Source organism: Hydrogenophaga sp. IBVHS1, assembly GCF_002127265.1.
GTDB lineage: Bacteria > Pseudomonadota > Gammaproteobacteria > Burkholderiales > Burkholderiaceae_C > Hydrogenophaga.
This window is the reverse complement of the sequence record NZ_NFUU01000002.1, coordinates 308,729-323,363: the sequence shown is the minus strand read 5'-3', so window position 1 is coordinate 323,363 and position 14,635 is coordinate 308,729. Positions and strand designations below refer to the sequence as shown.

15 protein-coding genes are annotated in these 14,635 nt (G+C 65.8%); 6 read left to right on the top strand and 9 right to left on the bottom strand.

Going from position 1 to position 14,635, the window contains the following annotated elements:
- The first annotated feature begins 8 nt into the window (after nt 1–8).
- From CAP37_RS16275 to CAP37_RS16250, 6 genes are all read left to right on the top strand, one after another.
- Nucleotides 9–875, top strand: coding sequence for an energy transducer TonB (locus CAP37_RS16275; protein ID WP_179190257.1), 867 nt, complete (start codon nt 9–11; stop codon nt 873–875).
- A gap of 12 nt (nt 876–887) precedes the next feature.
- Nucleotides 888–1,634 (top strand): monofunctional biosynthetic peptidoglycan transglycosylase, encoded by a 747-nt coding sequence (gene mtgA / locus CAP37_RS16270; protein ID WP_086125274.1) that lies wholly within the window; start codon nt 888–890, stop codon nt 1,632–1,634.
- Nucleotides 1,631–2,248, top strand: coding sequence for a 1-acyl-sn-glycerol-3-phosphate acyltransferase (locus CAP37_RS16265; RefSeq protein ID WP_086125273.1), 618 nt, complete (start codon nt 1,631–1,633; stop codon nt 2,246–2,248). Before mtgA ends, CAP37_RS16265 begins: the two co-directional genes overlap by 4 nt.
- Complete coding sequence (locus tag CAP37_RS16260; protein WP_086125272.1) at nt 2,248–3,240, top strand: phosphatidate cytidylyltransferase; 993 nt, start codon at nt 2,248–2,250, stop codon at nt 3,238–3,240. Before CAP37_RS16265 ends, CAP37_RS16260 begins: the two co-directional genes overlap by 1 nt.
- Nucleotides 3,237–3,785, top strand: coding sequence for a crossover junction endodeoxyribonuclease RuvC (gene ruvC, locus CAP37_RS16255; RefSeq protein WP_086125271.1), 549 nt, complete (start codon nt 3,237–3,239; stop codon nt 3,783–3,785). The genes CAP37_RS16260 and ruvC overlap by 4 nt, the downstream gene beginning before the upstream one ends.
- A 77-nt stretch (nt 3,786–3,862) precedes the next feature.
- Nucleotides 3,863–5,125, top strand: a complete 1,263-nt coding sequence (locus tag CAP37_RS16250) for an MFS transporter (RefSeq protein WP_256927026.1) — start codon at nt 3,863–3,865, stop codon at nt 5,123–5,125.
- On the opposite strand, the gene CAP37_RS21750 is transcribed toward CAP37_RS16250, so the two are convergent.
- The 9 genes from CAP37_RS21750 to ftsW all read right to left on the bottom strand — a co-directional run bounded on the left by CAP37_RS21750 (nt 5,122) and on the right by ftsW (nt 14,613).
- On the bottom strand, nt 5,122–5,271 hold the full coding sequence (locus tag CAP37_RS21750) for a hypothetical protein (RefSeq protein ID WP_218776878.1): 150 nt from the start codon (nt 5,269–5,271) through the stop codon (nt 5,122–5,124). The genes CAP37_RS16250 and CAP37_RS21750 overlap by 4 nt on opposite strands.
- A 44-nt stretch (nt 5,272–5,315) precedes the next feature.
- On the bottom strand, nt 5,316–6,239 hold the full coding sequence (gene lpxC, locus CAP37_RS16245; protein ID WP_086125269.1) for a UDP-3-O-acyl-N-acetylglucosamine deacetylase: 924 nt from the start codon (nt 6,237–6,239) through the stop codon (nt 5,316–5,318).
- A gap of 225 nt (nt 6,240–6,464) precedes the next feature.
- Complete coding sequence (ftsZ, locus tag CAP37_RS16240) at nt 6,465–7,679, bottom strand: cell division protein FtsZ (protein WP_086125268.1); 1,215 nt, start codon at nt 7,677–7,679, stop codon at nt 6,465–6,467.
- Nucleotides 7,680–7,843: 164 nt separating this feature from the next.
- On the bottom strand, nt 7,844–9,073 hold the full coding sequence (gene ftsA / locus CAP37_RS16235; protein ID WP_086125267.1) for a cell division protein FtsA: 1,230 nt from the start codon (nt 9,071–9,073) through the stop codon (nt 7,844–7,846).
- Nucleotides 9,074–9,086: 13 nt separating this feature from the next.
- Nucleotides 9,087–9,890, bottom strand: a complete 804-nt coding sequence (locus tag CAP37_RS16230; RefSeq protein ID WP_086125266.1) for a cell division protein FtsQ/DivIB — start codon at nt 9,888–9,890, stop codon at nt 9,087–9,089.
- Nucleotides 9,891–9,903: 13 nt separating this feature from the next.
- Nucleotides 9,904–10,881: a D-alanine--D-alanine ligase gene (locus CAP37_RS16225; RefSeq protein ID WP_179190255.1), complete on the bottom strand. Its 978-nt coding sequence runs from the start codon at nt 10,879–10,881 to the stop codon at nt 9,904–9,906.
- Nucleotides 10,878–12,287 carry a UDP-N-acetylmuramate--L-alanine ligase gene (murC, locus tag CAP37_RS16220; protein WP_086125264.1) on the bottom strand — a complete coding sequence of 470 codons (1,410 nt, stop codon included), beginning with the start codon at nt 12,285–12,287 and terminating at the stop codon, nt 10,878–10,880. The genes CAP37_RS16225 and murC overlap by 4 nt, the downstream gene beginning before the upstream one ends.
- Nucleotides 12,284–13,363: an undecaprenyldiphospho-muramoylpentapeptide beta-N-acetylglucosaminyltransferase gene (murG, locus tag CAP37_RS16215; RefSeq protein WP_086125263.1), complete on the bottom strand. Its 1,080-nt coding sequence runs from the start codon at nt 13,361–13,363 to the stop codon at nt 12,284–12,286. Before murG ends, murC begins: the two co-directional genes overlap by 4 nt.
- Nucleotides 13,360–14,613, bottom strand: coding sequence for a putative lipid II flippase FtsW (gene ftsW, locus CAP37_RS16210; RefSeq protein ID WP_373271102.1), 1,254 nt, complete (start codon nt 14,611–14,613; stop codon nt 13,360–13,362). Before ftsW ends, murG begins: the two co-directional genes overlap by 4 nt.
- Nucleotides 14,614–14,635 lie beyond the last annotated feature (22 nt).

Below are 14,635 nucleotides of genomic sequence, written 5' to 3'. Positions count from 1 at the left end.
ATGCGCCCGTGAAGTCCCCCGCCAAGTTCCTGAAACAACTGAGCACGCTGCAATTGGCGCTGGCCGTCTCGGTGGCGGTGCACGCGGCTTTGCTCACGGTGCGTTTCGTGAACCCCGAAGGCTTCAACCGGGTGTTCCAGGACACGCCCCTGGAAGTGATCCTCGTCAATGCCCGCAGCGACGAGAAGCCCGAGAAGGCCACGGCCATTGCACAGGCTTCGCTCGCCGGCGGTGGCGATGTCGAGCGTGGCAGGGCCACATCCCCACTGCCACCGGCCACGGTGGCGCGCATCGGCGACACCCCCGAGGAAGACGAACGCATGATCGAGGCGCTGCGCGAGCAGCAGAGCCAGTTGCTCGCGCAGGTTCGGCGTGAGCTCGCCAACATGCCGCCGCCCGATACGGAATCGGTCACGCCGAGCCGCGATTCGGTGGAGCGCGAACAGAAGCGCAAGGCGCTGGTGAAGATCCTCGCCGAGATCGAAAAGCGCATCAACGAAGAGAACGCACGCCCGAAGAAGCGCTACATCAGCCCGGCCACGCGCGAGGAAATATACGCCGTCTACTACGACGAACTGCGCCGCAAGATCGAGGACCGTGGCACGTCGAATTTTCCTGAAGCCGGCGGGCGCAAGCTGTATGGCGAGCTCACCATGATCATCACGGTCAACCACAGCGGTGCCGTGCTCGACACCGAGGTGGTTCAGAGCTCCGGCACGCCGCTGCTGGACCGTCGGGCCCAGGCCATCGTGCGCAGCCTGGTGTTTGGCCGCTTCAACGACGGCATGCGCCGTCAGGCCGACCAGATCGTCGTGGTGTCGCGTTTCCGCTTCACGCGCGACGAGACGCTGCAGACCCAGATGACGAGCCAATAGGCGCCGCACCGCATGAGATCGTTCGGACGTTGGCTGCTCTGGATCCTGCTCGCGGGCGTGTCCCTGCAATTGTTCTTCGTGGCGCGCATCGCGCTGATGGTGGCGGTGGACCCGGCCAGCACGACGTTCATGCGCTCCGAGGCCTGGCGCACCGCCGGCAGCAGCCGCGGCAGCGACAAACCGTGGAACTGGTCTCACCAGTGGGTGGACGATGCGCAGATCAGCCCTCACCTCAAGCGGGCGGTCATCGCTTCGGAGGATGCCGGTTTCATCGACCATGGCGGCGTGGACTGGGCCGCGATCGAAGGCGCCTGGCAGAAGAACGAGCGCCGTCAGCAGCAGGCCGAGAAACGCGCCGAGCGCCAGCCCGAAAAACCGGCCCGTGAGCCGAAGATCGTGGGCGGGTCCACCATCACGCAGCAGCTCGCCAAGAACCTTCTGCTTTCGGGTGAACGGCAATTTCTCCGCAAGGGACAGGAACTGGTGCTGGCGCTGCTGCTGGAAGCCTTGCTGGACAAGCAACGCATCCTGGAGATTTACCTCAACAGCGTCGAATGGGGAGAGGGCGTGTTCGGCGCCGAAGCGGCGGCGCAGCGTTACTTCAAGAAACCGGCCAGCCGCCTCACCCCCCACGAAGCCGCGCGCCTGGCCGTGATGCTGCCTTCGCCCAAGTTTTTCGAAACGCGTCAGGGCTCGGCGTATCTCGCGCGGCGCACCGGCACCATCGTCGCCCGCATGGGCGCCGTCACGCCACCATGAGAATCCCCGCCACCGTCATGAGCGTGTTCCTGCTAGGTCTGGTGCGCCTGCTCACCGGTGCGCAGGCGCGCTGGCATGGCTGCCCCCCCAAGGCCGAGCAGCGCATCTATTTCGCCAACCACCAGAGCCATGCGGACCTGGTGCTGATCTGGGCCGCGCTGCCGCAGGAATTGCGCAGCATCACGCGCCCCATCGCCGCCAAGGACTACTGGACCGCCTCGAGCTTCAAGCGCTGGATCACCACCGAGGTGTTCAACGCCGTCTATGTGGAGCGGGAGCGCAAGGGCGACGAAGACCCACTGGCCCCGTTGATCCAGGCGCTGGAGAGCGGCGATTCGCTGATCCTGTTTCCAGAAGGCACGCGTGGCCACGAAGAAGATCCACAACCGTTCAAGTCGGGCCTGTACAACCTGGCGCAGCGCTTCCCCGGCGTGGTGCTGGTGCCCGCGTGGATCCACAACGTGCAGCGCGTCATGCCCAAGGGCGAGGTGGTGCCGGTGCCAGTGTTGTGCTCGGTCACCTTTGGTGAACCGGTCGCGCTCGGGGCCGATGAGCCTCGTGCCGATTTCCTCGCGCGTGCGCGCGACGCCGTGATCGCTCTTCGGGAAGTCTGATGGGCTCCTTCCTTCGCAACCTCACCCCCGACCAGCAGGTCAGCCTGGTCTTCGTGGTGCTGTTCGGCTTGCTGCTCATCGCCAGCGGCGTGGGCGTGTTGCTTTCGCTGCGCGAAAGGCGCGCGGCCGATGAAGACGCTACCGGCTTGCGCGCGCTGTTCCTGCAGGACAACCAGGCATTGCTGCGCAGCTCCTGGATGATGATGCTGGTGTTCTGGGTGGGCTGGGCGATGGGCGAAGGCTTCGCCATCGTGCTGTTCGGCCTGGTCTCGTTCTTCGTGCTGCGCGAATTCATCAGCCTTTCGCCCACGCGCCGGGGCGACCACCGCAGCCTGGTGCTGGCCTTCTTCATCGTGCTGCCGCTGCAGTACGCACTGGTCTGGACCGAGCGATTCAACCTGTTCACCGTGTTCATTCCGGTCTATGTGTTCCTGCTGATTCCGGTGGTGAGCGCCCTGGGCAACGACCCGCAGCGTTTTCTGGAACGCAACGCCAAGCTGCAGTGGGGCATCATGGTCTGCGTCTATGGCATGAGCCACGTGCCCGCGCTGCTGCTGCTGAACTTCCCCGGTTTCGCGGGCAAGACCGCCTTTCTGGTGTTCTTCCTGGTGCTGGTGGTTCAGACCTGCATGCTGGTGCAGCATCTGGCGGCACGCGGACTGCGCAAGCCAGCCGCCCCGGCCATCAGCAACAGTTTTCACTGGCGCAGCTGGGCCCTGGGCCTGGCCGCAGGTGGCCTGCTGGGCGCGGCGCTGTCCGGCTTCACGCCCTTCAAGCCTTTGCCTGCGCTGGCCATGGCGCTGGTTGCCTGCGTGGCCGGCAGCCTGGGCCACCTGGTCATGAAAGCCATCAAGCGCGACCGCGGCGTGACGCACTGGGGCCTGGGGGGTCGATCCGTGACGGGTGCCAGCGGGCTGCTGGACCGCGTGGACGCGCTGTGCTTCGCCGCGCCTGTGTTTTTCCACTCGGTGCGCTGGACGTTCAACCTATGAGGATCCTCGGCATCGACCCGGGCCTGCAATGCACCGGCTTCGGCGTCATCGACACCGAGGGCGGGAGCCTGCGCTACGTGGCCAGCGGCACCATCCAGACCAGCCCGAAAGACGGCGCGCTGCTGCCGGCGCGCCTGAAGGTGCTTTTCGACGGCATTTCGGAGGTGGTGCAACGCTACCAACCCGATGTTTCCGCCTGCGAGATCGTGTTTGTGAACGTGAATCCGCAGGCCACGCTGTTGCTGGGCCAGGCGCGCGGCGCCTGCCTGACCGCACTGGTGGCCAACGGCATGCCGGTGGCCGAGTACACCGCCCTGCAGCTCAAGAAAGCCGTGGTCGGCTACGGCAAGGCCGCCAAGCCGCAGGTGCAGGAAATGGTGAAGCGGCTGCTGCAATTGCCCGGCCTGCCCGGCAAGGACGCGGCCGATGCGCTGGGTCTGGCCATCACCCACGCTCAGGTGAGCCGCACGATGATGGCGATCAACAAGGTATCCACCCTGCAAGCGCGCACCCACGGCGCTTACAAGGGGGGCCGGAGCTACTGACGCCGGAGACCGGCAGAATTGGTATGACCATTTTGTTTCTCTCGGGTATATTGGCCCGACTCAAAGGAGACGACAAAGTGACCCCCGAGCGACCCAAGGAAGCCTGGTATTTCGGCTGGAACATCGTGGCCGCCGCCACCGTGCTGACGCTGCTCACGGTGGGCATGCGCATGAGCATCGGTCCGTTTTTTCTGCCCATGGCCGAAGACCTCGGCTTCAGCCGCAGCCTGCTCTCGGGCATCGTGGCCGCCGGCATGCTGTGCTACGGCATCGGCATGCCCCTGGCGGGCTACCTGGTGGCGATTCGCGGCACCCGCTTCGTGCTGCTGACCGGCACAGCCATCATCATCGCCTCCACCATCTGGACCGTGCTCGCGCGCGATCCGGTGAGCTTCTTCCTGGCCTTTGGTGTGTGTTCGTCGATCGGGCTGGCTTTCACCAGCCCGGTGGCACTCACGCCGGTGCTCAGCCGCTGGTTCGTGCGGCGCCGGGGCACCGCGCTGTTCTTCCTCTCCACCGGTTCCATGGCGGGCATTGCCATCCTGACGCCGGTGTTTTCGTGGGCGATTGCGGCGTTTGGCTGGCAAGCCACGCTGCTGGGCTTCGCGGCGGCGTTCGCCTTGCTCGCATTGCCCACCGTGCTGTTCGTGGTGCGCGACGACGCCCCCATCCACGCCGACCAGCGACCGCAGGACATCGCCGCCGCAGCGGCCAATGCAGGCACCGCGCCGGCGCCGTTCACCCGAGTGCGCGACGCGCTGCGCACGGCCACCTTCTGGCAGATCGGCTTCGGCCTGTTCACCTGCGGCTTCAGCATGAACCTGATGGGCACACACGGCATGCCCATGCTGATGGACCATGGTTTCGATGCCGTCACCAGTTCGCTGGGCATCGGCACCATCGGGCTGGTGGCCATCTTCAGCACGCTCGTGCTGGGTCGGCTTTCAGACGTGCTGCCACGCCGCACGCTGCTGGCCGCCATCTATCTGGTGCGTGGCATCGGCTTCTTCGCCATGACCGCCGTCACGCTCCACTGGGAGCTGTACACCACGGCGGCCATTGGCGGTCTGGCCTGGGCCGGCAGCATCGCGCTCTCTTCAGCGATCCTGGCCGATGCCTACGGCGTGCGCCTGGTTGGCGTGCTCTACGGCTGGACCTACCTGGGGCACCAGGTGGGCGCCACCATCAGCTCGCTCATGGGCGGCTGGGCGTTCGACACCTTCGGCACGCACTGGGTTTCGTTTGGCTCGGCAAGCGCACTGCTGGTGGCCGCGGCCGTGGTGTCGATGAGCCTGCCGGTGCGGATCAAGCCGGCGCCGGCGCGGGTAAACCCAGGCTAGATCACCCGCTCGAGGATCAGCACGGCGAAAAAGCCGAGCGCCGCGAGCACGGTCCATTTCAAAATGATGATTCCCCAGGTGCGAAAACGCATCTGGCCGGTGCCGACGTAGAACGCGAAGCACACGCCCGCAGCGATCAGCAGCAACAGGACAGTCCAGCGGAACAACAGCATGTCGAACGAGCGACGGCTTACCAGGCCGGCGCGAGCTGCGCAAAACCGCTGGGCGCTTCGCGATCCTGCTGGAAACTCACCACCTCGTAAGCGTCGGGCCGCGCCAGCAGCGCGCGCAGCAGCTGGTTGTTCATGGCGTGGCCGCTGCGAAAGGCGCTGTACGCAGCCAGCAGGGGTTTGCCGATGATGTAGAGGTCGCCCATGGCGTCCAGAATCTTGTGCTTGACGAACTCGTCCCGGTAACGCAATCCGTCGGCATTGAGCACTTTCACGTCGTCCATCACGATGGCGTTGTCCAGCCCACCGCCCATGGCCAGGCCATTGGAGCGCATCATTTCCACGTCGCGCGTGAAACCGAAGGTGCGCGCCCGGGCGATTTCGCGGGCGTACTGGCCACTGCCAAAATCGAACTCCACGCGCTGGCCGGTGGAGGTCACGGCCGGATGATCGAACTCGATTTCAAAGGCGAGCTTGTAGCCATGAAAGGGGTCGAGCCGTGCCCACTTGAGTCCCCGTCCCTCACCCTCGCGAACCTCCACCGGCTTGGTCACTCGGATGAAGCGCTTGGGCGCGTTCTGCAGCACAATGCCGGCGCTTTGCAGAAGGTAGACGAAGGAGGCGGACGATCCGTCGAGGATGGGCACCTCCTCGGCCGTGATGTCTACATAAAGGTTGTCCAGCCCCAGGCCGGCGCACGCGCTCATCAAGTGCTCGATGGTGTGAACCTTGACGCCGCCGGTGGAGATGGTGGAGGCCAGCCGTGTGTCGGTCACTGCCAGCGCATTAACCGGAATCTCCACAGGCGCCGACAAATCCACCCGACGGAACACGATGCCGGTGTCGGGCGCAGCGGGGCGCAGGGTGAGCTCCACGCGCTGACCACTGTGCAGGCCGACGCCGACCGCTTTGGTCAGGGATTTGAGGGTGCGTTGCGCGAGCATTCGGTGATTTTAAGTTTTACGGTGCCTGCGTGCTGTTGGGAAAGGTGATGGCCGCGATTGAGAAAGGCATTGCTCCAATGTCCCCCGGGCGCGCAGGCGCATGGCGCTCTGCACAGCGAAATAAAGGGGGAGGCGGCCTCCCGCCGCCGGAGGACATTCGCGGAGCAGAGCGCCATGCGTCTGCGCGCCTGCGAGGTCTCACGCACGAAACACCCCCAACCCCGATCAATCCGCCTGCTTGCGCAAGAAAGCAGGAATCTCGAAATCGTCCATGCCACCCGAAGCCAGCGCATCCACCTTCGCTGCCGCCTGCGTGCGGTTGGTGCGCCAGACGCTGGGCACCGCCATGGAGTTGTAGTCCGGCTGAGCCGAACCCACGCCTGGGCCGCTCACGGCGGCATTGACGGTGGGCACGTTGAACGGCACGTTGTCGGTACCGGTGCGCAGCACCTGCAGCGGAGGCGCCGTGCGGCGAGCACCATGACGCGACAGACCCGTGGCCACCACCGTGACGCGCATCTCGTCGCCCAGGTTGTCGTCGTAGGCCGCGCCGTAGATCACATGCGCTTCCGGCGATGCGTAAGCGCGGATGGTGTTCATGGCCAGCTTCGATTCCGACAGCTTGAGCGAACCCTTGGCGGCGGTGACCAGCACCAGCACGCCCTTGGCGCCAGAGAGGTCGATGCCTTCGAGCAGAGGGCAGGCCACGGCCTGTTCGGCGGCGATGCGCGCGCGGTCCGGACCCGAAGCCACGGCGGTGCCCATCATGGCCTTGCCGGGCTCGCCCATCACGGTGCGCACGTCCTCGAAGTCCACGTTCACGTTACCGTACTCATTGATGATTTCGGCAATGCCGCCCACCGCGTTCTTCAGCACGTCGTTTGCATGCGCAAAGGCCTCGTCCTGCGTCACATCGTCGCCCAGCACTTCGAGCAGCTTTTCGTTCAGCACCACGATCAGCGAGTCCACATTGGCTTCCAGCTCGGACAGACCGTTGTCGGCGTTGGTCATGCGGCGGCCGCCTTCCCAGTCGAACGGCTTGGTGACCACGCCCACCGTGAGGATGCCCATCTCCTTGGCCACACGGGCGATCACGGGTGCTGCACCGGTGCCGGTGCCGCCGCCCATGCCGGCGGTGATGAACAGCATGTGCGCGCCAGCGATGGCTTCACGGATGTCGTCCACGGCCACTTCGGCGGCTTCGCGGCCCTTTTCCGGCTTGCTGCCCGCGCCCAGGCCGCTGGTGCCGAGCTGAATGGTCTTGTGGGCAGCGCTGCGTGCGAGCGACTGCGCATCGGTGTTGGCGCAGATGAATTCCACGCCCTGCACGCTGCGCGAAATCATGTGTTCGACCGCATTGCCGCCGCCGCCGCCCACCCCGATGACCTTGATCTGCGTACCCAGGTTGAATTCCTCGACTTCAATCATTTCGATGCTCATTTGGTGCTCCTTGTGTGGCCCTTCTCAGGGCGCCAGTGATTCAGAAAAACGCTTCGGATTCAGGAAAGGGATCGGGCTTCAGCCAGGCGGTCCCGTGCATTCCGTGCATCGGGGTCTTGGTCGGGTGCGTGGCGTGCGGAAGGGAACCCAGGTGATCGTGTTCATCAGAATGTCCCTACAAACCAGTTTTTCACTCGTTCAAAGGCGCCCTGCATGGAGCCCGCCTTTTGCGACACCTTGTGCCCGCGCACGCGCGCCAGGCGGGCTTCTTCAAGCAAGCCCATCACCGTGGCCGCGCGGGGCTGGGCCACCATGTCCGACAGCGCGCTGGTGTAGTTCGGAATGCCTCGGCGCACCGGCTTCAGGAAGATGTCCTCGCCCAGCTCGACCATGCCGGGCATGACCGCGCTGCCGCCCGTGAGCACGATGCCCGAGGACAGCATTTCTTCGTGGCCCGAATCGCGCAGCACCTGCTGCACCAGCGAGAAGATTTCTTCCACGCGCGGCTCGATCACGCCGGCTAGCGCCTGGCGGCTCAGCATGCGCGGCCCCCGGTCGCCCAGGCCAGGCACTTCCACCTGGGTATCCGGGTCGGCCAGCAGCTGCTTGGCGCACCCGCTTTCCACCTTGATGTCTTCGGCGTCCTTGGTGGGGGTGCGCAAGGCCATGGCAATGTCGCTGGTGATGAGGTCGCCTGCAATCGGAATCACCGCCGTGTGGCGGATCGCACCGCCCGAGAAGATCGCCACATCGGTCGTGCCCGCGCCGATGTCCACCAGCGCCACGCCAAGCTCCTTCTCGTCGTCGGTCAGGATGGCCTGGCTGGAGGCCAGCGGATTGAGCATGAGCTGGTCCACTTCCAGCCCGCAACGCCGCACGCACTTGATGATGTTTTCCGCCGCGCTCTGTGCGCCGGTCACGATGTGCACCTTGGCTTCCAGCCGGATGCCGCTCATGCCGATCGGCTCCTTGACCTCCTGGCCATCGATCACGAATTCCTGCGGCTCCACCAGCAGCAGGCGCTGGTCGGTGGAGATGTTGATCGCCTTGGCGGTTTCGATCACGCGAGCCACGTCGGTGGCGCTCACCTCGCGGTCCTTGATGGCCACCATGCCGCTGGAGTTGATGCCGCGGATGTGGCTGCCGGTGATGCCGGTGTAGACGCGCGCGATGCGGCAGTCGGCCATCAGCTCGGCCTCTTTCAACGCCTGCTGGATGCTCTGCACGGTGGCGTCGATGTTGACCACCACGCCGCGCTTCAGGCCATGACTGGTCGACACGCCGAGCCCCGCGAGTTTGAGATCGCCATTGGGCTGGACCTCGGCGACCACCACCATGATCTTGGCGGTGCCTATGTCGAGTCCGACCACCAAATCCTTGTATTCCTTGGCCATGATTGCTTCTTGATTACCTCGGTGATTGCGTTGTCCCGGCCGGCAGGTCGGTGACGGTGGTCACGCCTCGCATGCGCAGGGCGTAGCCGTTGGGATAGCGGAGATCGGCGGACTGCACCGCGCCGGCGTAGCGCTCGGTCAGCTGGCCCAGCGTGGCGGTGAAACGGCGGGTGCGCTCCATCAGTTCTTCTGGCGTGCCACGGCCCAGCTCGATGACGGCGCCGTTGTCCAGGCGCGCTTGCCAACCACCGCGCTCGCTGAGTTCAAGGCGCTCCAGCCCCAGTTGAAGGCGCGCGAATTCCGCGCCCAGAGTCTGGTAGAGCGACCACACGCGATTCGACTGCTCGGCCGGGCCCGCCAGTTCGGGCAAGCCGTCGCCGTCGTCGGGGCTGGCGTCGAAAACCTCGCCCTGCTGATTGACCAGCTGCCCCGAGCCGGACTGGCCCCACCAGGCCACGGCCTGGTGTTCTTCAATCGTGACGCGCAACCGGTTCGGGAACTCGCGCTGCACCACGGCCTTGCGAACCCAGGGTGCCGACTCGAACAGTTCACGCACCTGGCCCAGGTCGACGGTGAGGAAGCTGCCGGTCAGCCGCGTCTTCATCTGGGTGGCCAACTGCGCCCGAAAGGTCACCGCATTCTGGTGGGCCACATCGCCCTGCACGGTGATGGCGCGCACCGACCACACCGGGTGCTGCACCAGCCAGGTGGCGAACAGGGCCGTGCAAAGCACCACGAACACCACCACGAGCACGTGCGTCACCAGCGTCATGAGTCTGACGTCCAGTGGCAGCGGGGTCGGGCGGGTGGTGGCCATGGCTGGAGCGGGATCAGGCCGGGTTGTCCAGCGCTGCAGACGCGATGATCTGCAGGCAAAGGTCTTCGTAAGACAGACCGGCCGCCCTCGCCGACATGGGCACGAGCGAATGGCCGGTCATGCCGGGCGAGGTGTTGATCTCGAGCAGGAAGGGCTTGCGGTCGCTCGCGCGGATCATCACGTCGGCGCGGCCCCAGCCGCGGCAACCCAGGGCGCGGTAACTGGCCAGCACGATGCGCTGGATCTCGCGTTCCTCCGCTTGCGGCAGGCCGCTCGGGCAGTGGTACTTGACCGCATCGGTGAAGTACTTGTTCTGGTAGTCGTAGGCGCCATCGGGTGCCACGATGCGCACCACCGGCAAGGCTCGGGCCTGTTCGCCGGTGCCCAGCACCGGACAGGTCACTTCCTCGCCCTCGATGAACTCTTCGCACAGCACATCGGGGTCGTAACGGACCGAGAGCGCCACCGCGTCCTGCATGTCCGAGTAGCCGCGCACTTTGGTGACGCCGATGGAGGAACCTTCGCGCGGGGGCTTGACGATGAGGGGCAGACCCAGAACGTCGGGCACACCCCGGGCGTCCTCGCGCGTCTGGTGCTCCGGCGCCAGCACCACGTAGCGCGGCGTGGGCAGGCCTTCGGCGATCCACATGCGTTTGGTCATCACCTTGTCCATGGCAATGGCCGATGCCAGCACACCCGGGCCGGTGTAAGGCATGCCCAGCAGTTCCAGCGCGCCCTGTACCGTACCGTCCTCGCCGTGGCGGCCATGCAGCGTGATGAAGCAGCGCTGGAAGCCCTCGCGCTTGAGGTCCCCCAGATCGCGCTCGGCCGGGTCGAAAGCGTGCGCATCCACGCCCTTGGACTTGAGCGCAGCCAGCACACCCGTGCCCGACATCATGGAAACCTCACGCTCGGCCGAGCTGCCGCCCATGAGCACCGCCACCTTGCCCAGCGCCTGCACGTTCACCACCGTGTTCTCCATTCCGTTCATGCCTGGACTCCCTGTGCCAGTTCGATTACCTGCCCCGCCACGTTGCCCACGGTGCCCGCGCCCATGCACAGCACCACGTCGCCGTCTCGCGCGTTGTCCAGCACCGCCTGCGCCATGGTGGTGATGTCGTCCACGAACACCGGTTCCAGCTTGCCCGCCACGCGCAGCGCGCGCGCCAGGGAGCGGCCATCGGCCGCCACGATCGGGGCCTCTCCAGCGGCGTAAACCTCGGCCAGCAGCACGGCGTCGGCCTGACCGATGACCTTGACGAAATCCTCGAAACAATCGCGCGTTCGGGTGTAGCGGTGCGGCTGGAACGCCAGCACCAGCCGCCGACCCGGATACGCACCGCGCGCCGCAGCCAGCGTGGCCGCCATCTCCACCGGGTGGTGGCCGTAATCGTCCACCACGGTGCAGCTGCCGCCACCAGGCAATGCGGCTTCACCATAGGGCTGGAAGCGCCGGCCCACGCCTTTGAATTCGGCCAGCGCCTGCTGCACTGCTGCGTCTTCCACGCCGAGCTCCACCGCAATGCCGATGGCCGCCAGCGCGTTGAGCACGTTGTGCTCGCCGGGCAGGTTGAGCACGATGTCCAGATCGGGCAGTTCAACGCCGTTGCGGCGCTGCACCGTGAAGTGCATCTGGGTGTCGACCGCGCGCACGTTGACGGCGCGCACCTGCGCGTCTTCCGAGAAGCCGTAGCTGGTGATGGGCCGTGCAATGCGCGGCAGGATCTCGCGGATGGCGGGATCGTCCACGCACACCACGGCCGCTCCGTAAAACGGCATCTTGTGGAGGAACTCCACGAAGGCGGTCTTGAGGTTGCCGAAGTCGTGACCGTAGGTGTCCATGTGGTCGGCGTCGATGTTGGTGACGACCGAGAGCACGGGCAGCAGGTTGAGGAAGGAGGCGTCGGATTCATCGGCCTCGACCACGATGTACTCGCCCGAGCCGAGCTGCGCGTTGGCGTTCGCGCTGTTCAGGCGTCCCCCAATCACGAAGGTGGGATCCAGGTGCCCCGCGGCCAGCACGCTGGTCACCAGGCTCGTGGTGGTGGTCTTGCCGTGGGTGCCGGCGATGGCCACACCCTTCTTCATGCGCATCAGTTCGGCCAGCATCACCGCCCGTGGCACCACGGGGATCAGCTTCGCGTGCGCTGCGATCACCTCGGGGTTGTCTTCCTTGACCGCCGTGGAAGTCACGATGGCATCGGCACCTTCAATGTGCGCCGCGTCGTGGCCGACGAACACCTCGGCCCCCAATGCCACCAGCCGGCGCGTGACCGAGCTCTCGCCCAGGTCGCTGCCCGAGATTCGGTAGCCCTGGTTGAGCAGCACCTCGGCGATGCCGCTCATGCCGGCACCGCCGATGCCAACGAAATGAATGTGGCGTATGGCGTGTTTCATGTCTTCTGAACTTTCGCGAGTTGCTCGCAGGCGGACACCACGGCCGCCACGGCTTCTGTTTTTTTCATCTGCAAGGCTTTTTGCGCCATCGCCATCAATTGAGCTCGGGCCACGGTCTGAAGCGTGTGCGCCAGCGCCTGGGGCGTGAACTGTGTCTGGGGCACCAGCCAGGCAGCACCGGCATCCACCAGAAAGCGGGCGTTGGTGGTCTGGTGGTCGTCCACCGCCGCCGGGAAAGGCACAAACAGCGCAGCAGCACCCACGGCGGCGATTTCGGTCACGGTGCTGGCGCCGGCGCGGCAGACGATCAGATCGGCATCGGCAAAGGCCTGGGCCGTGTCGTCGATGAAGGGCGTGAGTTCGGCTTTCACGCCCGCGGCGGCGTAACTGGCGCGCAGCGCGTCGATCTGTTTCTCGCCGCTCTGGTGTGTGACCTGTGGCCGCTCGGCCTCGGGCAGCAACGCCAGCGCCTGCGGCACGGTGTCGTTCAACGCTTTTGCCCCCAGGCTGCCACCCACCACCAGCAGGCGCAGCGGGCCCGTGCGGCCGTCAAAGCGCGTGGCGGGCTCGGGCTGGCGCAGGAAGGGTGCGCGCAGCGGGTTTCCGATCCACTCGGCTTTCTTGAACACGTTGGGGAAGGCGGTGAACACACGGTCAGCGACGCCCGCCAGGATTTTGTTGGCCATGCCGGCCACTGAATTCTGCTCGTGCAGCACCAACGGCTTGCCGGCGAGCACGCCCATCATGCCGCCCGGAAAACTGATGTAACCACCGAGGCCCAGCACCACGTCGGGCCGCACCTTGCGCACCACCTGCAGCGATTGCCAGAAAGCGCGCAGCAGGCGCAGCGGCAGCAAGGCCAGCGTGATCACGCCCTTGCCGCGCACGCCGCCGAAGTCGATCGTCTCCAGCGGGAAGCCGCGCGGCGGAACCAGCCGGCTTTCCATGCTGCCGGGCGCGCCCAGCCAGTGCACGCGCCAGCCGCGCTCGCGCAGAGCTTCCGCCACCGCAAGGCCGGGGAAGATGTGCCCACCGGTACCGCCGGCCATGACAAGCGCGCAGGGTTGCTGTTTCATGCACGCCCTCCCCGCATCATCTGGCGGTTCTCGTAGTCCACGCGCAGCACGATGGCGATGGTCACGAGGTTGAGCAGGATGGCCGAGCCGCCGTAACTCATGAGCGGCAACGTGAGACCCTTGGTGGGCAATGCACCGAGGTTCACACCGATGTTGATGAACGCCTGGAACCCCATCCACAGGCCCACGCCCTGGGCTACCAGTCCGGCAAAAACCTGATCGAGCGCGATGGCCTGGCGGCCGATGTGCATGATGCGGCGCGTGAGCCAGAGGAACAGGGCAATGAGCACCACCACACCGATGAGCCCGAACTCCTCGCCGATGACGGCGAGCAGGAAGTCGGTGTGGGCTTCGGGCAACCAGTGAAGTTTCTCCACGCTGCCACCCAGCCCCACGCCGAAGATCTCGCCGCGGCCGAAGGCAATGAGCGAGTGAGAGAGCTGGTAGCCCTTGCCCAGCGCATGCTCCACGCTCCAGGGATCGAGGTAGGCGAACACGCGCTGGCGCCGGAAGTCGCTGGTCATGACCATGAGCGCAAACGCGCCCACCACCACGAGAGCCATCAGGAAGAACATGCGCGCGTTCACGCCACCCAGGAACAGGATGCCCATGGCGATCACCACGATCACCATGAAGGCGCCCATGTCGGGCTCGGCCAGCAGCAGCATGCCCACCACGCCCACGGCCACCGCCATCGGCGCCACGGCGTGGAAGAAGCGCTCTTTCACTTCCATCTTGCGCACCATGTAGCTGGCGGCGTAGAGCAGCACGGCGAGCTTGCCGAGTTCGGAGGGCTGGAAATTCATGATGCCCAGCGAGATCCAGCGCCGCGCTCCGTTGACGCCCTTGCCAATGCCGGGAATGAGCACCAGCACGAGCAGCAGCAGCGCGGCGGCGAACAGCCATGGCGCCATCTTTTCCCAGGAGCGCAGCGGAAACTGAAAAACCACCATGGCGGCGATCACACCGATCACCATGGAAATGCCGTGCCGCAGCACAAAGTGCGTGTGCGCGTAGTTGGCAAAGCGCGGGTTGTCGGGCAAGGCGATGGAGGCTGAATACACCATCACCAGGCCCCAGGCCAGCAGCGCCACCACCACCCACAGCAAGGGCTGGTCAAAGCCAAGTTCGCGCACGGCCACGTTGCGCGTGCCGGCGTAGGTGCGGTTGGACAGCCGCACCGGCAGGTCGTCGCGCGAGGAACCACCCGCCAGCGCACCCGCAAGGTCGCGACCACCCAGATGCGGCAGGCTCTCGCGCAGGCGCTGCAGC